This window comes from Nostoc sp. (assembly GCF_036917515.1).
Lineage (GTDB): Bacteria > Cyanobacteriota > Cyanobacteriia > Cyanobacteriales > Nostocaceae > Nostoc.
In genome coordinates, this window is the sequence record NZ_JBALDE010000035.1 from 1 (window position 1) to 20,020 (window position 20,020).

General features: G+C 41.9%; 21 protein-coding genes. 12 read left to right on the forward strand and 9 right to left on the reverse strand.

What is annotated here, in order from left to right:
• Window positions 1–597: 597 nt before the first annotated feature.
• Both V7K89_RS04375 and psaK read right to left on the reverse strand, forming a co-directional pair.
• On the reverse strand, window positions 598–1,794 hold the full coding sequence (locus tag V7K89_RS04375; RefSeq protein ID WP_335184698.1) for a site-2 protease family protein: 1,197 nt from the start codon (window positions 1,792–1,794) through the stop codon (window positions 598–600).
• A gap of 352 nt (window positions 1,795–2,146) precedes the next feature.
• The gene (gene psaK, locus V7K89_RS04380; protein ID WP_335184700.1) at window positions 2,147–2,404 is read right to left on the reverse strand and encodes a photosystem I reaction center subunit PsaK; all 258 of its coding nucleotides are present in this window, start codon (window positions 2,402–2,404) and stop codon (window positions 2,147–2,149) included.
• Between the two features lie 121 nt (window positions 2,405–2,525).
• Here psaK and V7K89_RS04385 point away from each other — a divergent pair, with 121 nt between their 5' ends.
• Window positions 2,526–3,224, forward strand: a complete 699-nt coding sequence (locus tag V7K89_RS04385) for a phosphoribosylanthranilate isomerase (protein WP_335184702.1) — start codon at window positions 2,526–2,528, stop codon at window positions 3,222–3,224.
• 97 nt (window positions 3,225–3,321) lie between these two features.
• On the opposite strand, the gene folE is transcribed toward V7K89_RS04385, so the two are convergent.
• From folE to V7K89_RS04410, 5 genes are all read right to left on the reverse strand, one after another.
• A complete protein-coding gene (folE, locus tag V7K89_RS04390; RefSeq protein WP_335184704.1) occupies window positions 3,322–4,029 on the reverse strand; it encodes a GTP cyclohydrolase I FolE in 708 nt (235 codons plus the stop codon).
• Between the two features lie 91 nt (window positions 4,030–4,120).
• Window positions 4,121–4,846: an SDR family oxidoreductase gene (locus V7K89_RS04395; protein ID WP_335184706.1), complete on the reverse strand. Its 726-nt coding sequence runs from the start codon at window positions 4,844–4,846 to the stop codon at window positions 4,121–4,123.
• 366 nt (window positions 4,847–5,212) lie between these two features.
• Window positions 5,213–6,193 (reverse strand): acetyl-CoA carboxylase carboxyltransferase subunit alpha, encoded by a 981-nt coding sequence (locus V7K89_RS04400; RefSeq protein WP_335184707.1) that lies wholly within the window; start codon window positions 6,191–6,193, stop codon window positions 5,213–5,215.
• A 122-nt stretch (window positions 6,194–6,315) separates the two neighbouring features.
• The gene (locus tag V7K89_RS04405) at window positions 6,316–7,335 is read right to left on the reverse strand and encodes a long-chain acyl-[acyl-carrier-protein] reductase (RefSeq protein WP_335184709.1); all 1,020 of its coding nucleotides are present in this window, start codon (window positions 7,333–7,335) and stop codon (window positions 6,316–6,318) included.
• Window positions 7,336–7,500: 165 nt separating this feature from the next.
• Window positions 7,501–8,199 carry an aldehyde oxygenase (deformylating) gene (locus V7K89_RS04410; RefSeq protein ID WP_335184711.1) on the reverse strand — a complete coding sequence of 233 codons (699 nt, stop codon included), beginning with the start codon at window positions 8,197–8,199 and terminating at the stop codon, window positions 7,501–7,503.
• A gap of 180 nt (window positions 8,200–8,379) precedes the next feature.
• Between V7K89_RS04410 and V7K89_RS04415 the strand changes: the two genes are divergently transcribed.
• The 5 genes from V7K89_RS04415 to V7K89_RS04430 all read left to right on the forward strand — a co-directional run bounded on the left by V7K89_RS04415 (window position 8,380) and on the right by V7K89_RS04430 (window position 13,424).
• Window positions 8,380–9,207 (forward strand): carbohydrate ABC transporter permease, encoded by an 828-nt coding sequence (locus V7K89_RS04415; protein WP_335184713.1) that lies wholly within the window; start codon window positions 8,380–8,382, stop codon window positions 9,205–9,207.
• 207 nt (window positions 9,208–9,414) lie between these two features.
• Window positions 9,415–9,741: a hypothetical protein gene (locus tag V7K89_RS04420; protein WP_335184714.1), complete on the forward strand. Its 327-nt coding sequence runs from the start codon at window positions 9,415–9,417 to the stop codon at window positions 9,739–9,741.
• 168 nt (window positions 9,742–9,909) lie between these two features.
• Entirely contained in the window at window positions 9,910–12,372 is a 2,463-nt protein-coding gene (locus tag V7K89_RS04425; RefSeq protein ID WP_335184716.1) for a two-partner secretion domain-containing protein, read from the forward strand.
• Window positions 12,373–12,721: 349 nt separating this feature from the next.
• Complete coding sequence (locus V7K89_RS35765) at window positions 12,722–12,829, forward strand: hypothetical protein (protein ID WP_442941584.1); 108 nt, start codon at window positions 12,722–12,724, stop codon at window positions 12,827–12,829.
• A 115-nt stretch (window positions 12,830–12,944) separates the two neighbouring features.
• Window positions 12,945–13,424 (forward strand): hypothetical protein, encoded by a 480-nt coding sequence (locus V7K89_RS04430; RefSeq protein ID WP_335184718.1) that lies wholly within the window; start codon window positions 12,945–12,947, stop codon window positions 13,422–13,424.
• Between the two features lie 296 nt (window positions 13,425–13,720).
• Here the strand turns inward: V7K89_RS04430 and V7K89_RS04435 are convergent, their stop codons facing one another.
• Both V7K89_RS04435 and cobU read right to left on the reverse strand, forming a co-directional pair.
• On the reverse strand, window positions 13,721–14,140 hold the full coding sequence (locus V7K89_RS04435; protein WP_335184720.1) for a hypothetical protein: 420 nt from the start codon (window positions 14,138–14,140) through the stop codon (window positions 13,721–13,723).
• Between the two features lie 45 nt (window positions 14,141–14,185).
• Complete coding sequence (gene cobU / locus V7K89_RS04440; protein WP_335184722.1) at window positions 14,186–14,761, reverse strand: bifunctional adenosylcobinamide kinase/adenosylcobinamide-phosphate guanylyltransferase; 576 nt, start codon at window positions 14,759–14,761, stop codon at window positions 14,186–14,188.
• Between the two features lie 216 nt (window positions 14,762–14,977).
• Between cobU and V7K89_RS04445 the strand changes: the two genes are divergently transcribed.
• The 6 genes from V7K89_RS04445 to V7K89_RS04470 all read left to right on the forward strand — a co-directional run bounded on the left by V7K89_RS04445 (window position 14,978) and on the right by V7K89_RS04470 (window position 19,623).
• Window positions 14,978–15,787 (forward strand): hypothetical protein, encoded by an 810-nt coding sequence (locus V7K89_RS04445; RefSeq protein WP_335184724.1) that lies wholly within the window; start codon window positions 14,978–14,980, stop codon window positions 15,785–15,787.
• A gap of 240 nt (window positions 15,788–16,027) precedes the next feature.
• Window positions 16,028–16,960: a glycosyltransferase gene (locus tag V7K89_RS04450; protein ID WP_335184726.1), complete on the forward strand. Its 933-nt coding sequence runs from the start codon at window positions 16,028–16,030 to the stop codon at window positions 16,958–16,960.
• A gap of 24 nt (window positions 16,961–16,984) precedes the next feature.
• On the forward strand, window positions 16,985–17,941 hold the full coding sequence (locus tag V7K89_RS04455; RefSeq protein ID WP_335184727.1) for a glycosyltransferase family 2 protein: 957 nt from the start codon (window positions 16,985–16,987) through the stop codon (window positions 17,939–17,941).
• 2 nt (window positions 17,942–17,943) lie between these two features.
• Window positions 17,944–18,525, forward strand: a complete 582-nt coding sequence (gene hpsU / locus V7K89_RS04460; RefSeq protein WP_335184729.1) for a hormogonium polysaccharide biosynthesis acetyltransferase HpsU — start codon at window positions 17,944–17,946, stop codon at window positions 18,523–18,525.
• Window positions 18,522–18,779, forward strand: a complete 258-nt coding sequence (locus V7K89_RS04465; RefSeq protein ID WP_335184732.1) for a hypothetical protein — start codon at window positions 18,522–18,524, stop codon at window positions 18,777–18,779. The genes hpsU and V7K89_RS04465 overlap by 4 nt, the downstream gene beginning before the upstream one ends.
• 367 nt (window positions 18,780–19,146) lie before the next feature.
• Complete coding sequence (locus V7K89_RS04470) at window positions 19,147–19,623, forward strand: hypothetical protein (RefSeq protein ID WP_335184734.1); 477 nt, start codon at window positions 19,147–19,149, stop codon at window positions 19,621–19,623.
• Window positions 19,624–20,020 lie beyond the last annotated feature (397 nt).

A 20,020-nucleotide genomic window follows, 5' to 3' on the forward strand; every position in this document is an offset into this window, starting at 1 on the left:
TATAAGTTATTAGTCGTAAAACTCTTGTTAACTGTGTTTCTTTCATTTATTGCGGGCGTGTAATCGCGCCCCTTGGGCGCTCACATCTTGCACCTTAGCACTTAACTATTAAAATCGCGGCTACACAAACTCTTTTTGCCTGCGCGGACTAAGGACAAATCAAGGGTTTTGAAGCCTGGGTCGGCAGGCTTTGTTCTCTTCGCCACGATTTAAATCGAAGGCGTGCAAGATATAAGTATACTGAAATCTTGCACCAGTCCCAAAAACCGCCTCAGAATGAATTCTCTTGCTGATAGCTAAAGTCTTCTTCATAAGACTGAACAAGGGTTTGAGTCCACTTAAGTGGACTTTAGCTATAAGCCCAGAAATTTATTTCTGGGCGGGCGATGGTGCTAATCGAGAATGCTGCAAGATATCAGTTGAGATAAAAGCGATGTTTACGACGGGCTACGTCTACACTATATTTTGAGAAATAAATAAAAAAGGTAGGAAACCCTACCTTTTACCCAAAAAAAGCATTTTGTAACCAAATACCAATTTAAATATCACACACGCTTTTGACGTATTTATTGCAAACCTATGACGAGTGTATGACGTTTAATTTGTAGTTGATTTGGCGATTACTCCTAGCTGCAATCCAGGCGGATAGCTACCTTCTTCCTTGACCTGCCTAATTTCAGCATCCGTTATTTGCAAATTTAACTTTTGTGCTAACAATCGCACAATATCTCCCCGATCAATTACACCAGCTACAGCGCCAGCGGGAGAAAGCACCGTAATTCTAGGTAACTGCTCATTTTCCAGCTTGTTAATTACCTCAGCTATCGATGTTGATTCCGCAACAGTGGGTATTTCTGTCAGGGGATGCACAATGCTGTGTAAAGTTTGGCTTTCCCATTGACTTCTTTCGGTTAAACGAAAATCGTCAATGGAGACTAGACCGCGATAACGTCCATCAGAAGCTGCAAAATAAACCTGTGAGGGAGCGGTTTCCAACAGGTATAAATCAGCAAAAGAGCGTAATGTCTGATCGGCATCAATTACGCGAAAGTCACGAGTCATCGCATCGGCCGCCACTACCTTGAGTAGGCTTTCTTGTAATGTAGTCATGTTGTCATAGGTGTTAGCGTTGCGGACAGCAAACCAACCTAACAACGCAATCCACAAACCAACTACTAACTCCCTGGTCACAAAATCTACAACAAATCCGAAAGCGATCGCAGCATAACCCAATATTTGTCCTGCCCTTGCAGCTAAGTGTACGGCTTGAAAACGATTACCCGTGATTTGCCATAGTGCTGCTTTTAACACTTGTCCTCCATCTAGAGGTAAGCCGGGAATTAAGTTAAATAGAGCCACTACTAAGTTAATTCTCGCCAAATCTCCAACCATGACACTGAGGGGATTAGTATCATCTATCGCCAAAGCTGCCAGACGGAGTAAGAAAAATAGTATTATGCTCACCGAAGGACCAGCGATCGCTACTTGAAAGGCTTTGAAAGGAGTTTTAGATTCTTCTTCAATGGCAGCAATCCCACCAAACATAAATAGGGTAATTGAATTAACTCTAATGCCCTGCGATCGCGCTACCAAGCTGTGACCCAACTCATGTAATAGCACCGAACCAAACAGTAACAGTGCCATAACTATTCCAGCACTCCAAGCTATAACATTTCCCCATTCTTGATAAGCTACCCCAAAATTTAGGGTTGCCAACCCTAAAATCACAAACCATAACGGGTCTAAAAATAGGGGAATTCCAAATAATGACCCAATTCTCCAATTTGTTTGCATTACACTGCCCTAAAACTAGATATCGCCAGTACTTTTTATACCGAGATACTATGCATATTCGTATACACATTTATATTGAGCATCAATTCGGTAGTAACAAGTGACGAAATGCTCTTATTTCTAGAATAGACAATTAATGCCTGTGAGCAAAACTTTGGAATTGGGCATTGGGAAGAGACTTGGGGACAAGGAGAATTGAGGACAAGGAGAAGGGAAAGACTTGTTGCAAGTTCTAACTTTAGTCACCTTGTCCCCTTTATCCCCTTGTCCTCCCTGTTCTCCTGCCCAAAATCATTTTTAGGAGTTTTGTATTGATAGCGGAGTTACAAGTAACACCTCTGTCATTACCAAACTACAGACGACCGATGTAAGTTAGTCCTAAAACGATGCCAACGCCAATAATATGACCAAAAGCCATCGCAGCAACGAATGTGGGAATACTAATCGGTAGGATAGGGAACTTGGGTCCAACCAGGGGTTTTTCAATCCTAGTGCTTAGTAAAACTATTACTAAGCTACTAATACTGATGATGATTCCTACTGTGGGATTCCACGCAGGTGTTGCAGGAACAGATCGAGCAGCGGCTGCTAGTAAAATAGAGTAAGTCAAGCTTTTGTCTCCTAAATGCAAAAGTTAATCTAGACCTACAAGATTATAAAATTACCAGGCCCAAAAGTTTTTTAGATAGTTTAGACTTTTCTGATGATTAGTTTAAATTTGTTAAATATTCATGCGCGTTAAGATTTGCGGCATCACTCAACCACAGCAGTCTATAGCGATCGCCTCTCTAGGCGCAACGGCACTAGGATTTATTTGTGTGCCAACCTCACCTCGTTACGTTACTGCATCGCAAATTCGGACAGCAGTGGCAGAACTCCCAGCAAATATTGACACAATTGGAGTTTTTGCCAACGCTAGTATCCTTGAAATCAGTCAGATAGTTGCTGATTCAGGGTTGGCTGGTGTGCAGTTACATGGTGATGAATCACCAGATTTTTGCTACCAATTACGTCAAGCTTTACCCAATGCCGAAATTATTAAAGCACTGAGAATTCGTAACCTTGAACATCTTGATACAGCGATTGATTACACAAAATATGTAGATACTTTGCTACTTGACGCTTATCATCCGCAACAGCTGGGTGGTACAGGCAAAACTTTAGATTGGAAGATGTTAGAACAATTTAGCCCTAGTTGTCCTTGGCTTTTAGCAGGGGGACTAACAGCCGATAATATTGTGGAAGCCCTAAATCAAGTTAATCCTAGCGGCGTTGATTTATCTAGTGGTGTGGAACGTGCACCAGGAGATAAGGATTTAGATAAAGTAGCCAGGTTGTTTGAGAAATTGGAGAGTAGGGAGCAGGGGAGGCAGGAGCGACAAGGGGACAAGGGGGACAAGGGGATAAGAGGGACAAGGGTGAATTATTGAACAAATCTCTCCCTTATCTCCCCTCTCTTCCTTATCTACCTTGTCTTTTCTCTATGCCCCTGGGCTCCCCTGCCTCTTATAGCCCAATGCCCATTTTTTAAAAGAATGCCGCTTGGTGGCGAATCAAGTTAAAAAATTCTTCGCGGGTTTTGTGATCGTCTTGAAATACACCAATCATTGCGCTAGTGACAGTCCAAGAACCTGGTTTCTGGACACCACGCATCACCATACACATGTGGCTAGCTTCCATCACTACAGCAACGCCTTGAGGTTCCAGAACAGTCTGGATTGCTTCGGCAATTTGGCGGGTTAGTCTCTCTTGTACTTGTAAGCGACGGGAATACATCTCAACAATCCGGGCTAGCTTACTCAGTCCAACAACTTTTTGGTTGGGGATATAAGCAACGTGTGCTCTACCCATAAATGGCAGCATGTGGTGTTCGCACAGACTAAAGAAGTTAATATCTCTAACTAGTACCATCTCACTATGCCCTTCATCAAAGATGGCATCGTTAACGAGTTCTTCAAGAGATTGGTTGTAACCACTGGTAAGAAAGCGCATTGCTTCGGCTACTCGTTTGGGTGTTTTCAGGAGTCCTTCGCGTTCGGGATCTTCGCCAACTCCCAGTATTAGTGTCCGCACGGCGTCTTTCATTTCGTCCAGCTGTTCCTCTGTTGGCGGGAACACATCCGCTTGTCGCCCATTATTAGTATTGCGATCGGGTCTTGGAGTTATGGCTTCTGCCAAGTCGGGAATCAGAGGCGATTGAGAGCAATTGGAACCGTTGGAACTAGCAATAGTCATGATTCAGTCTTGGTTATGGTTTAGTCATTAGTCATTAGTCATTGGTCATTGGTCATTTGCAAAAGACAAAGGACAAAGGACGAATGACTAATTAGAGTGCGCCAGCGCTGGGCATCAGGGTCAATTCATCAATCACTGCCTGTTGTGGTAACAAAACTGTGTAGAGAATTGACTGAGCCACAATTTCTGGGGTTAACATTTTGGAACGGTCTAAGTTGACATGAACTGTTTCTGTATCCCAAAGTTCGGTATTGACTGCGCCAGGACAGATAGCTGTGACACGAATGCCATGAGTGCGTTCTTCTTGTGCCAGGGTTTGAGAGAGGGCTATCAAACCAGCTTTGCTGACGCTGTATGCTCCCCAACCGGGAAAGGGTTGCTTGGCGGCAATTGAGGCAACGTTGATAATTGTGCCTGTGCCCTGATCGCGCATTGACGGTAAAATCGCCACAATGCACTGAAACACGCTGGTGAGATTCAAGTCAATTACCTGCTGCCAACCTTCTATCGGGATTTCGCTCAAAGTGCCTGTATAAGCGATGCCAGCATTGTTTACCAGAATGTCTATATCGCCAAAGTCAACAGCGACCGCTTGGATCTTTTCTTTTACTTCCAAGATCCGCGCTAAATCTACAGCGTAAGCTTTTGCTTCCACCCCAGTATGCTCTACGGCTTCTCTTACCGCCTCCAACTTATCTAAAGAACGGCTGACTAAGGCAACATCTATTCCGGCTTTGGCAAAGGCTAAAGCCGTTGCTTTGCCAATTCCACTACTTGCCCCAGTAATCAGGGCGCGTCGTTTTTGCTCAACATTCATGGTGTCTCCCAATTTTTTTGGCAGTTCCCAAAGCCTATTACCACCCCATTATTCACACTTATCGGTTTGAATAGATTAAAGGAATCTAAAAATCTGATGATTTTCATTAAGCAAATGCTATGATGCAGCACAATAATCACCATGTTGTGGTTTTAGCAGTGAACACAACAAATTGTTGCCTACAAAACCACGCGGTATATTGTAGATTCAAATTAGATTATTTACATAATACAAAATCCACCCAATCAAATTGAGTAGATTTGCCAAACATACATACAAATGCCTATGGCTAGATTGTTAAAAATCTTTAAGCACATAGGCAATTATAGCATTGCTGCTTTGCTAATCAATCATTATGCAGTGTTGTTAATGAGCAACTTCTGTAAAAACACCAATTTTGCGGAATTTTTCATAGCGCATTTGGCGGCGTTCTGGAGCGGTTAAACGATTAAGTTCGTCTAAATTTTCCATCAGTACTTGCTTGAGAGTAGTAGCGGCTTTTAAGGGGTCGGAATGAGCGCCACCAGTGGGTTCAGGAAGTATTTGGTCAATAATTCCCAACTTTTTCAGGTCGTGGGAAATAATTTTTAGAGCCACGGCGGCTTGGGGAGCTTTACCAGCATCTTTCCACAAAATGGCAGCGCAGGCTTCGGGAGTGGCGACGGTATAAACGGAGTGTTCAAACATGAGTAGGCGATCGCCTACACCAATACCTAGTGCGCCACCAGAACCACCTTCACCAATGACTGTGCAGATAATTGGCACATCTAAGCAAAACATTTCCCGCAAGTTGTAAGCGATCGCTTCTCCTTGACCTTGGTGTTCTGCTTCTACCCCAGACCAAGCTCCTGGCGTGTCGATAAAGGTTAGTACCGGCATACTAAACTTGTTGGCATGTTCCATTAACCGCATAGCTTTGCGATAGCCGCCAGGGTAAGGCATTCCAAAGTTACGGGCAATGTTGTCTTTAGTATCGCGACCTTTTTGATGACCCAACATCACCACAGGCTGACCACTCAGACGACCAACACCACCAACTAAAGCCGGATCGTCACCACCACAGCGATCGCCATGCAATTCCATCCATTCATCACTAATTGCCTGAATGTAATCGAGAGTACTAGGGCGACGCGGATGACGAGCGACTTGCAATCGCTGGGACGGGGATAGACTAGTGAAAATTTCCTCACGTAGTTGCATGGCGCGTGCTTCTAGTTGACGAATTTGACCAGAAACATCGACGCCATTTTCTTCTGCAAGTTGCCGAATTTGATCGATTCGGGTTGCAAGTTCTGCTAGGGGTTTTTCAAAATCTAACAGTAGCGGTTTACGCTCGGTAGTTGCCATCGTAGGGGTTACAAGTTACGAGTTATAGGTTTTTTAGAGTGAGGAGTGAGGAGTTAGGTATTAGAAGGAGTGTATTGATAAAAGTTCTTAACTCTTAAACTTTTAACTCCTAACTCTTACAGTTAAACCAGCAGCGGTCTAAATCCATGTTTCACTGATACTTTACCAATCTGCTCCATTTTGTCTACGGTAATCTGATTCCGTCCCCATGAAAAGTTCGTGTATAACTTCTCAAATTCCAGCAGCATTGATTCAGCAAAACAAGCAAACAACTGGCGGGCTGGTACGTCCATATTGACGATTTTCATGATTTTCCAGTCAATATCCAGGGAATGCTCTACAATCCCACCATTTAACACATATACACCAGGATGCTGAATTTTTGTTGCTAAGTTTTTAGGATAGCCACCATCAATTAACAAACAGGGTTGTTTCAAAGTGGTAAGGTCAATTTCCACGCCTTTGGGCATACTAGCAACCCAAACTACAATGTCAGCTTCAGGTAATGCTTCTGTCAAACCCATGATTTTTCCTCGCCCCAGTTCGCCTTGCAGCTCTTTGAGGCGTTCTCTATCACGGGCGATCAACAGAAGTTCTTTAACATCTGTTTTCGCATCTAGCCAGCGGGTAACTGCACTACCAATATCTCCAGTTGCCCCACATATAGCAATAGTCGCTTTTGATAGATCGATTCCCAATTGTTTTGAAGCCTGTTCCACCTGCTTACAAATAATGTAGGCAGTATGTGTGTTTCCTGTGGTGAACCGTTCAAACTCTAGTTTTATATTGCGGACTTGGCTAAACTGGTCTAACTTAAAGTTTTCAAAAATAATCGAGGAAAATCCACCTAAAGCTGTGATGTTAATGCCATGCTTCTGTGCATGGGCCATGGCGTTGAGGATTTTGCGGGTTGCGGCTTTGATGCGCCTACTAGCTAGCATCTCCGGCAAAAAGCAAGATTCTACATATCGTCCTTCAATTTTTTGCCCAGTTACACTGGTGACAATAATACTATCGACAATTTGCGGTGGGGCGCTGCACCAAAAGTCTAGCCCTTGATCGGCATATTCTGGGTATCCCAATTCTTGAGCTACCGCTTGAGCGTGTTCTAAACTAGTCAGATGTCCAATTAGACCAAACATGTAGTGATTATTAGGCTTATGCTGTCTTGAGGGCGTGGAATTTGTTAAGTGGTTCAGTAGTCCTGAGTCCTAAGTCCTAAGTTCTGAAGTTCTGATAAATTTGAACTACTCAGCACTCAGCACTTTTGTACAGACGCGATTAATCGCGTCTCTACTCAGCACTTTTTAAGCGGCGATGAGTCCGTAGGCTGACAAGCGCATAATATCGCGAGTCGTGAACCCGATGTTACTTAATGCTTCACCGTATTGAATCATAAAGTCTTCTACCAAAGCATCTTTTTCCATTGCCATTGTGTGGGCATCACCCTCTACTTGGTTAAGCATTTTCCAGACGATTGGTAGGTTCTGACGATTTGCTTGTTCTAGTTCAGCTTTGGATTCTGTGAAGTGTTCTTTCAACCAAACTTCTCCAAAGTTGAGGTGGCTGTATTCATCTTTTACAACTCCCTCCGTAATTTTGCGTGCAAAAGCGTCGGCAACGGGGATGTAAATGTTATATGCTGCGATCGCAAAACATTCGATAATCAAAGATTGAATCAAAAGACAAGTGACGACCTTCCCTTCTGCCGCTGCTATTTGGAAATTCTGGTGCAGTCCAGAGAAAAATTCTTTAGCAAATTGCAAATCTGGGGTAACATCCAAATTTCGTCCACAAGCTTCAAATCCTTTCTTGTGTCGGCTTTCCATCTTCGAGAGACGAATCAATTCATCATGAGATTCTGGCAGTAGTTCGGCTAATTTGATGTAATTTTCATGGGCTTCTTGTTCCCCTTCAATTACGATCGCATTAATCCGGCTATAAGCATCTTTATATGTTTCGCTCTTGAAATCTAATTCTTTAAATTGGTCTGCAAGCTGCTGCATGGTTATCTTTACTCCTGTAAACCTGAATTATTTGACACCAAGATTGAATTTACCCTATGAACTGAGGGTAACAATTAATGTGGTTTAATTTAACTTAACAAGTAGACTATGTTTATAGATTAATTGTTGCTGGGGGCAATGCTCTAGTACAGCGAAATAAATGCTTTGCAGTTTAAGTTTATGTTCAAATCAAACCCGAATCTGAAATCTGGCGATTTTTTGAGCCTAGTAATCTTACTGCTAGGGGCATTTATCGTTTTACTACCGCTGTTTGTGGTCTTTCTCACCTCCTTTGCACCGACGACCGCCAGTCTGGAAAATTTGGCCAAAAATAACTGGTCTTTAGCAAATTACCGCGTTGCGTGGCAACAAGGAAAATTTTTACTGGCGTTTGCTAATTCTACCTTGGTAGCGATCGCTGTGACGGCGTTTCAGATTGTCACTTCTGCTTTGGCTGGTTACGCCCTAGCACGGTTGAAGTTTCAGGGACGCCAAATACTGCTATTAGTCGTTTTAGCAACTTTAGTGATTCCCTTTCAGTTATTGGTGATTCCTATCTTTTTGGTGTTGAAGTGGGGACACCTGATAAATACATACTGGGCGCTCATTTTACCCACTGCGGTTAGCGGATATGGGATTTTCTTATTACGTCAGTATTTCCAGACAATTCCTGTGGAGTTAGAGGAAGCCGCAGCGATAGATGGAGCGAACCGACTGCAAATTTTGTGGCGGGTGATGTTACCTTTAGCTCGTCCTGCCTTATTAACGCTGTTTTTGTTCACCTTCATTGGTGAGTGGAATGATTTGTTTAAGCCTCTAGTATTTACGACAAGACCAGAATTAAGGACAGTACAACTAGCGTTGGCTGAGTTTCAGGAGCAATTTACGAATAATTGGCCTTTGATGATGGCAGCAGTGACAATAGCGACAGTGCCAGTAATGGTATTATTTCTCATCGGTCAGCGTCAATTTCTTCAGGGTATTGCTGCAACGGGGATTAAGAATTAATGGGGAAACAGGCGGGAAATGGAGCCTGATTTTAGTCACTAGACGAGATGCCCACTCTAGAATAAATAATTTGAATTGGTATTATCGCAAAATAAGCTGCAAAGGAAATCCCGCAGGGAAATATGAACTTTTATGACACTGAACGTAATCATTGCTAACTAAACTGAAGCAATAATTATACACATTTCGTCAGGAACGAAAATACTTATGAGTTCTCAACAAGTTGTAGACCCTGAAATATTACAGCAGTTACAAGAAGAGATTCAGCAGAAAATGAATGAAAGCCTAGAAAACGCTGACTTACATTCAGTGCTTGAAAAGTACGGCTTATTAGAATATAGAGTCTTGAGAATTCATTGGCAGTGTAATCTCGACCCTAATCAACTCAAATCTGATGATGCAGTTGATGAACAGCAACCTAACGCATTATTGGCACAAACTTCAACAGCTTCAATACCAGAAATTGTGTTAGTCAAAAAAGCATTGTGTATTCCTTGCCCATCAACTGGCAACCCAAGGGGCTGTAACTGCTAAATATTTTTATCTTCGGACTGCAAAGAGTTTATTCTAGTGAATGTAAAAATACTAAACTTTGCTTTTATGTAGTAGTTAGGCTACAGAGATCACATCAGCGTACTAACATAACTAATTAGTAAAAAGCAGTATTTTAATAAACTCTTATTTTTTGAGCGCCAGTTTTTAATGTCTCAAAATCGAAGCAGTTGCCAGTGGAAGTTAGGAATAGTGAGTACTTTAGTAATTGCTGGAGTGCTCACTTTTGCTGAGAGTTTTGCCTTAGCTCAAATTAAAACAGATGCCACACTTGGATCTGAAAGCTCAATAATTACACCACAGGTAATCGATGGTCAGCCTATAGACCAGATTGATGGTGGAGCAGTTCGTGGTTCAAACTTGTTCCACAGCTTTGAACAGTTTTCTGTCTCTGCGGGAAGGACAGCCCATTTTAACAATGCAATCGATATTCAGAACATCATCAGTCGAGTGACAGGCAATTCTGTTTCTAATATAGATGGCATTCTCAAAGCTAACCGCACAGCCAATGTATTTCTGATTAATCCTAACGGGATTATTTTTGGGTCCAACGCTTCTTTAAATATTGGCGGTTCATTTGTAGCGAGTACGGCGAGTAGTTTGAACTTTGCTGATGGTACAAAGTTTAGTGCTACATCTGGTCAAACTGCACCTCTACTCAAAGAAAGCGTTCCTATTGGCTTACAATTCCGAACAACTGCTCGACCGATCCGCAATCAATCTCAAGCAAGTCCAAATAATGCAATTAATACCTTCGGACAAGGTGTTGGTTTACAAGTGCAACAAGGCAAAACCTTAGCACTTATAGGCGGTGATCTAACATTAGAGGGCGGGAATTTAACGGCAAGTGGGGGAACAATTGAGTTAGGAAGTGTTGCTGGCAACAGTTTGGTTAGTCTAAGTTCAACAAATCAAGGTTGGGCATTCGGATATGAAGGTGTTCAAAATTTTCACAACATTGAACTAACCCAGCAAAATGAGATTCCATCCAATGTAGATACCAGTGGCCAAAGTGGCGGTAATATCCACTTGCAAGGACAGCGTGTACTGATAACTGACGGTTCACAAATTTCGGCTTTTACTTTGGGAGCGCAACCAGGAGGAAATTTAACACTGAACGCTTCCGAGTCTATAGAACTTGGACTAAATGCGTTCTTGTCTACTGGAACTTTCGACACTGGAAACTCTGGAGATATAAATATCACTACCAGAAAGTTGATTGTCAAAGATGGAGCGCAAGTCTTAATGTTCAATCTTGGTTCGGGATTGCCGGGGCAATTGACCATCAACGCCTCAGATTCTGTAGAACTAATTGCAGGTATCCCCATTGCTCCTTTGCCAGATGGTAGTGATTTAATATCCAGTGGATTATTTAGTGCAACTTATCGCGCTCAAAATGCTGGCAACATAATAATTAACACTGGAAAGTTACGTATCGAGGGAGGGGCAGCAATATCAACAAGTTCTGAGGGTATACTTAAGCTTTTTTCTAACCAATTTATACCAGCTATTGGAAATGGAGGAGATTTGATAGTAAACGCCTTCGAGTCCGTAGAATTAGTGGGAACCTCAGCAAATGGTTCTAGGCTCAGTAGCTTGTTTGCTGGCACTCAAGGGCCTGGAAATGGCGGCAACTTGACCCTAACTACAGGGCGATTGGTTATCAAAGATGGGGCGGCAATAACTGTCAGCAGTGAAGCTCGAAAAAATGTTAACTATCAAGGGGGTGTACCCAATTTAGGTCTAGCAGGTGAACTCAATGTCAGCGCTCGTTCTATCCTGCTGGATAAAGGAAAACTCACATCTGATAGTGAGTCAGGTAAGGGCGGTGACATTGCGGTACAGGTGCGGGACTTATTACTGATGCGTCGCAACAGTCAAATCTCTACTAATGCTGGAGGTGATAAAACTGGCGGTAATATCACTATCAATGCACCTAATGGCTTTCTTGTCGCCACTACTTTCGGAAATAGCGATATTACCGCCAATGCAAACTTTGGTTCTGGTGGTAAAATCGCAATCACCGCTAAGAATACCTTTGGGTTTGTGTCACGCACTCGTGCAGAGGTGGAGAGGCTCGATCCAAAAAATATAAACCCGAATAACATACCAACAAGTGACATCACTGCATTTTCTCAGCAAAACCCTTCATTAAGTGGCACTGTACAAATCAACTCACCAGATGCTGACCCCAGTAAAGGATTAGTGGAACTACCCGTAAATCTGGTTGATGCTTCGCAGCAAGTTGCTGCTAGTTGTAGTTCTGGTGGAAAAATAGGAAGAAGTTCATTTGTTACTACTGGGCGTGGAGGAATACAAGCCGATCCCACAGAGCCATTGATAGCTGATGATGCGGTGCTAGCAGATTGGATCGCCCTCCCTCCAGAGAGTCAGAATCGGGCTGAGGGTATTCAGAAAAGAGTAGTTATTCAGGCGCAGGGATACACAGAAGATAAATCACAGAAGGTTAATTTTGTCAATGAGCCTATTCAAATTGTAGAAGCCCAAGGGTGGATTCTAGATGCCGATGGGAACGTGGTTCTAGTTGCTCAAGTACCCACTGCATCGCCCCATAACTCCTCACTTGTCGCTACATCTTGTGCTGCTAATTAAAATTTGAGGTTTTTGTAACTTTTGTTGATGCGTTGGCGTCGACTACACTTTTCATGAACTTTAGTTATAGCAACCGCCAAGATGGTTAGGTCATCACGGTGGACATATTAAAGAATTAATTGAAGCAGTCGGCTGTCAATTAAAATATTTGCCATCCTATTCACCCGACCAAAACACAAAATTGAGTGGGGAAAAGTCATGGTTGAAAAGTCGAATTCGTAAACAGCTAATTCAATTTGACTGCCTTCGGAATGCTATGGAAGATGTTCTTCGTACAGCGTCCTAACCGTATTGGCGACTGCTATAAATACAAAATAAACCCCAAATAGCTATAGAGATTATTCAAGAATTGAAAGAATGGGGATTTAAAATTAAGTTAGTTTTAGCGGATAGCCTATATGGAGAGAGTGGAAATGTAATCAACTGGTTAGAGAAGTTACAACTGGAGTTTTCGTAGCAATTCGCTCGAATTATGGAGTGTGTGTTGATGCCATCAGGAAGCCGAAAACGCTATAACCGATTGTATTGCTTATGAGCAGAAGCTTTCACACCGCCAAACCGAAACTAGTTACTTGAGAGAAATTATTTTTGGCCAACGTCGCCGTTTGAGATATTACCAAATTAGTAAGACTAACACCCCCGACCCAACTGGAGATGAAAGTTGGTATATTATGACTAATTTATCAATTGATCTGTCACTGAATGTAGCTCAACTTTATAGTTTAAGGAATTGGATTGAATATGGTTTTAAACAAGTCAAAAGCGAACTGGGTTGGGCTGATTTTCGTCTAACTGATTATAAAAGTATTGAATGGTGGTGGGAAATAATTTTTAGTGCCTATCTTTTAGTTAACATTCAAGCAACCTTTTTTCAACTTCATGCCCAATCAAGCCCAACATCTACTTCTGAATTATCATCCTCAACTGACTTGAATATCTCTCAATATAATCAACATCCAAATTGGGAGTCTGGTACAACATGGAAAAGTGCCTTAAATAACCTGAGATTGATTATTCAACCCTATATTTTTTACTGTTTAATTCGACCTTAGGCTAACAGTATTTAACATTCCTGGTATGAAACGTTGCTTTTTGAAATTAATCAACTTCATGAATGATTTTCGAGCTTATCCGGTCAGTTTCCCTCTTGCTAGTTGAATATTTTGCTGATTTTTCTTTTCCTAAAGTAACAAAAGAGGGATAATAACCAACAGTTATTTTTTTCCTAGCTAGTATAGACACATAAAAGTTCCGTAGTGAGACTCAAGGGCACTACAGGAGAAATCAAAATAATCAAATAATTAAAAAATTAGAAAAAAGTTGTCAGATTTCCAAATTGGTTGTTTATTTATGTAATATTCTTTACAAGCCGATCGCGAATTGTTTGGAGTTGGTCTTGAGTTTTAATTGGCTCTCGTGGTGCTGGTAATTCAGTATTCGGCCAGTTAGGTAAATCATTGCAGGGACATAACAACGCCGGCATCCCAACGTTTCGCACGGCTATTGGCATACTGCATCGGCTGCAAGGCAGCATATTCCATGCTGGTGTCAATAATTCAGAAATGGTTTCGTATGTACCCTCAAGGTAACAATCACCCGATTCCGGTGAAATAATTTTTTGCCAGTACTCTTCAAATTCTTCACTATAGTGATCGCCATTTAGCACCGATTGCGGCAAAAAGCTTGCCTCACCGTTGCCCGTAATCACTTTCTTACCTAACTGAAACCAGTAGGCAAGGTATTCTCTAACTTCTTGTTTGGTTGCCATATTACAATTCTAGATTTTAGATTTTGGATTAATTTGAATCAACAGTTAAGAATCTTGACTTCTAAATGTTCCAGGATCACCTTTATTTGGCAATGGCGAACCAAGGATGCTGAGATTGAGAACATGACCACCAGTCACTAAATAAACTGTTTCGCTGAGTGTACTTAGCTGGCGTACTAAAGAACCGAGGCGATCGCGGAATATCCTTCCCAGGGGATAAGCTGGGATCACACCCCAACCCACCTCTTCTGCTACAAACAGCATATCAGCAGCAACCAGTTCCACCGTCTCTAATAATTCTGCAAGGGTATTTTCCCAGCTAGATTCGTCCTGTTCTATGAGATTAGCAACCCAAGTCCCTAAAGAATCAACTAAGAGGCAGGTATAAGGTTTGGCATCGGCGAGGGTAGCAGACAGTTCCACGGGTACAGATAGAGTTACCCAGTCTTGGGGACGACGTTCTTGGTGTTCTAAAATGCGTTGGTGCCACTCTTGATCGTCTGAGTTATCGGTGGCTGTTGCTACATAAACAACTGCTTTTCCTGACTGCATAGCTAAAGTTTCCGCCCATTCACTTTTACCAGATCGTGCTGGCCCTGTTACTAAAATAATTTTACCCAAAGTTTTTTACTGAGTATTTTAACAATATGCCTACGGTTGCAAATTATCACCACATTTTTTTAGTTCATCGGTGAGATTTTTGGTTTCAAATAACTTTTAAGGGATAAAATTAGCACCAGCATCATTGATGCCGCAACTGGCAAAAGCCAAAAATCTCAATAACCCCATTCTCAATTATTCAATATCACTGGGGACAGCAAACTTTAGGATATCTTTATGAACGTAGGCTTAAAACGTATTAAAGCAACTTTACACGATTTAGGGAATCGCGGTACTGCCTCTACTGCTGAAACGGGTGATTCGACGACAAAACGGCCTTTCTCTTTTAGAATCAGCGTCGGAGCCAATGAACCCACAGAAAGTACACAAATTCCATCCTCTGAGGATGAGAAACTCGTTGACTTGGGCAAAGAGACTGAGGGTGATTATTCTTCTGAACAAAATTTCTTTCCTCACCATGACTCTGTGCAGACCTTTCAAGCAGAAGAGAATGGTAGCAAAACACCCAGCCTACCCAAGTTGAAAACTCCGAGCTTTAGTAGCCATCGCCACGGTGCGAATCCAGCATTGGCGATCAATCTATTGCAAGAAATTCAGGAAACTGTCGCTGGTTGGCAAACAGAATTGCAAAATATTTTAAAGCAGATTCAGGATATTTATTTAGAAGGGCCAATTGTCAATGGTTGGTTAGAATCCAATCCCACCGAACCAGAACCGGGAGGAACCGCGACACTGCGCCATGCAGAAGTTGACCGCCTGATAAACTATGTAGAAGAAATTTGTGCCACTGGTGGAAAAGTATCTTATCAATCATCTATTACTGGCTATCGCCTCTGTGGTGTAGACGATACTGGTAAAGTTTGGTCGCGCCCATGTCCAGCAGATCAGGTTCCCAATGTTAGTATGGCGATCGCTCGCTACCAAAAGTTACGTCAACTGTTAGGGCGCAAGCAATCTTTGGAAACCCGCCTTAGTCAACTGGCCCAAACTCTTGTAGTTTTACACAGTCATATTCAACAAACGTAAAGTTTTAAAGATTATTTCCGAAGAAACTCGGTTGGTAGGTCGGTAACTTTTGGTTTAGATTAACTCTCAGCAGTTATGCCTTGGATTTAAGATTTTAATCTAAAATCGTTCGACTGAGCGTAGCCGTACCCCTTCGGGGAAGCAAGCTACGTGTAGCGTTCCGTTGGCGCAGCCTCTCGTTCGCGTTAGCGTCTCTGAAAGAGAAGGAAAGTCCCAAATCTCAAATCCAAAATTAAATCTATGCCAGACATCCAAATCTCTGCCATTATCTGTACTCACAATCGAGATACCTATTTAGGGGCTGCAATTGATAGTCTTTTAGCGCAGGATTTTGCTGCTGACTTTGAAATTGTGATAGTTGATAATGGCTCTAGTGATCGCACTCGTGAGGTTGTAGAACAAAGAACTCACAATCCGCACCTGAAGTATGTTTTTGAACCCACCATTGGTTTATCTGTCGCCCGCAACACGGGGGCAAAGGTAGCCAGTGGTGATATTCTTGCTTATTTAGATGACGATGCCGTTGCTAGTAAAGGCTGGCTACAAGTTTTATATTCTGCCTATTACAATAATTCTAAGCTAGCGATCGCAGGTGGCAAAGTCACTCTTCTGTGGCCTCCAGGAATTCAACAACCACGGTGGCTATCTTCAGGGCTAGCTGCAAATCTGGGCGCATACGACTTAGGTGACAGTAACATTTACATCGAGCAACCTGGCTCAACACCCAGAGGCTTAAATTACTCCATTCGCCGCAGTTTCCTCGAAGAAATTGGCGGTTTCGATCCTCATCTCGGTCGAGTGGGGAAAAATTTATTATCTAACGAAGAACTGCAAATGACCGAATTTGCCCTACAGCGTGGTTGGCAAGTCGCTTATCTTCCCGAAGCACTTGCCGCTCACAATGTAGCCCCAGAACGCCTCCAACGCTCCTGGTTTTTAAACCGAGGCTGGTGGCAGGGTATCAGTGAATGCTATCGAGAACAACTCGCTGGGAAAGCTGGGATCGCTCAATTGCAGCGAGGTAGCGAACGGTTTTTGCGAGGCTTGTATAAAGCATTACAATATTTCTCCGATCCGGCAGAACGGTTTGACAAACTGGTGTATGCTTACGGTCAGATTGGTTATTTAAATGCTGCTATTCAGGGTCTTTTATCTACATCAAATAAGAAATAATCAGTAACATAATTTCTACTCAATATGTCATCTAAAATACCAGTTTCAGTACTAATTCCGGCAAAAAACGAACAAGCCAACTTGCCTGCTTGCCTTACTAGCCTCAGCAGAGCAGATGAAATATTTGTAGTAGATTCTCAAAGTACCGACAACAGCATTGAGATTGCTAAAAGTTACGGTGTAAATGTTGTACAATTCAACTTCAATGGACGCTGGCCCAAAAAGAAAAATTGGTCTTTAGATAATTTACCTTTTCGTAATGAATGGGTGCTAATTGTAGATTGTGATGAGCGCATCACCCCCGAACTTTGGAAAGAAATTGACCAAGTAATTCAAAATGATGAATATACAGGTTATTATCTCAACCGCCGTGTATTTTTCTTAGGAAAATGGATTCGTTATGGCGGTAAATATCCTGATTGGAATCTACGTTTATTTCAACATAAAAAAGGTCGCTACGAAAATTTAAATACAGAAGATATTCCTAATACTGGTGATAACGAAGTTCACGAACACGTGATTTTGCAAGGGAAAGTTGGGTATCTTAAAAATGATATGCTCCACGAGGACTTCCGCGACCTTTACCACTGGTTAGAACGGCACAACCGATATTCAAACTGGGAAGCCAGGGTTTATTTTAATCTTCTTACAGGTAAAGATGATAGCGGTACTATCGGCGCTAATATATTTGGTGACGCCGTGCAACGCAAACGATTTCTGAAAAAAGTGTGGGTACGTCTACCATTTAAACCCATTCTGCGGTTTGTTTTGTTTTATATAATTCAACGCGGTTTTTTAGATGGGAAAGCAGGATATATTTATGCACGTTTATTGAGTCAATATGAATATCAAATTGGCGTTAAACTTTACGAATTACGCAACTGTGGCGGTCACTTAAATACTGCAACTACGCCGAAGGAGGGAGCAGGGGAGCAGGGAAGCAGAGAAGCAGAAGCAAAGCTATTGACTATTGATTCCTGACAATGACTGATGACCAACCTTTTGTAGATTTACGCAAATATGACCAATCTTGGTTCGATCGAGGGCGTCCAAGTTGGTATGTTTTATTATGGTGGTTTGTACAAGCGATCGCCTTTCCTCTAACTCCTCAACCGTTAAATATTCTGCGTTGTGCTTTGCTACGATTATTTGGCGCTCGTATCGGCAAAGGTGTATTAATTCGACCCACGGCCCGCTTCACTTACCCCTGGAAAGTCACTATTGGCAACTATAGTTGGATTGGAGATAACGTAGTTTTATACAGCCTCGATCAGATCCATATCGGTGAACATTGCGTAGTTTCCCAAAAAAGTTACCTGTGTACTGGTACTCACGATCTCCAAGATCCTGCATTTGGGTTGAAAACAGCGAGTATCACTATTGAAAATGGTGCATGGGTAGCGGCAGATTGTTTTGTTGGGCCAGGAGTGCAAATCGGGGCTAATGCCGTAATTGGCGCTCGTAGTAGTGTTTTTACTAATATGCCCTCTGGGCAGGTTTGTTGTGGAAGTCCTTGTCGTCCCAAAACGGCTCGGCTAAAACTCGATCCCTCCATAACACCGTGATTTTATATATAAACATAGTAAGGGCGCACAGCTGGCTGTGCGCCCTTAACTTTTCTAGATATTTATTTGTTTTTGGGAAAAGAATATTAGCTAAATATCAGGAATTCCCAGCAGGGCATGGAGAATTAATTCTTGTTGTTGATCATGAAGATTCAATTCAAAAGATTACTCAAAGCTGGTTAGAACAAAATGCCTATAAAGTTTTAGTGGCTAGTGATGGTATTGATACGATCGCACTTTATACAAAATATTAACAATAAATTAGTGTGGTGTTGGTTGATATGATGATGCCATCTATGGATAGACCAACGATTATCAATGTGTTAAAAAAAATTAACCCAGACATCAAATTTATTGGTATTAGTGAATTAGCCTCGAATCATGAAATGATTAAAAACCTTAGTAATAGTGTTAAAATCCTTTTGTCCAAGCCCTACACATCAAGCCACTTGTTAATAAATTTACAGATGGTGATTAGCACCAAGTAAAGTTTGTCATTAGTTATTAGTCATTAGTGAATAACCCAATGCCCCATGCCTCATGCCCCATGCCCAATGCTCAAGCAAAATGGTAAGTAGCAGTGGTAAGATGTTTTCATGGCTGCTCTGATCCTTGCTATTGATGAACAAACTATTGGATGAAACGCTGTCAATCAAAATTGCTGAACAAATAAACAGCAAAGCTAGCACTCCATTTGATAATGCTTATAAAGCAGCATTATCTACTGAGGGAGCAAGGTATATTCAGGGATTTTTAGCCTTTGCAGGGAAGCCATACAGACCTATTGAATACAGTTGGATTGAGCTAGACGACGCCTCCGATGTCCGCATTATCGATCCCACATTACCTCACCTGAACAAAAATCCCCAAGAAATCTGGTATTTTGCAGCACATAGTCTGACTGTTAAAAAACTGAAAGCGATCATTGAAGAATCAAAAGAAGATTATCCAGAAGACGATCCATTGCCAATCTATGGCGATCCACCTTATGAATATTACGGTGATGTAATGTTAGGTGGTCAAGACTATCTGGCAGCATATCAAGCAGCAGAGGCTAAGTGCAGAGAAATCAACGAACTCAACCCTGAAAGTAACTAATAAAAATAAATTAAATAATTCATAATTACAAATTACGTTACTATCACTTTGCCACAATTTCTATTATTGATGAGATATTCTACAGGGTCAGAGACGAATGGCATTAATAAAAGCTATAAGCTTTAGTGCATGAACATTATAGACATTTATGCTATTAAGCAGTGAATGGATCAAGCGATCACTGTATGAAAGCAGGTGTTGTGGAACGCTTTTAAAGAATTGTTACTATCCTCAGCAATTGAGCAAGCCATCTGCGAACTAAAAATTAAATATAAGAAGCAGTTATTTGACCCATTAGTAACTTTACTCCTAAGAAACACATTCCGTAGCGTTGGAAATAGGGATGAGCTCTAAGCCAAAAGCTTGAGCTTTTATCTTCAGGTTTTTAAGTATCCGG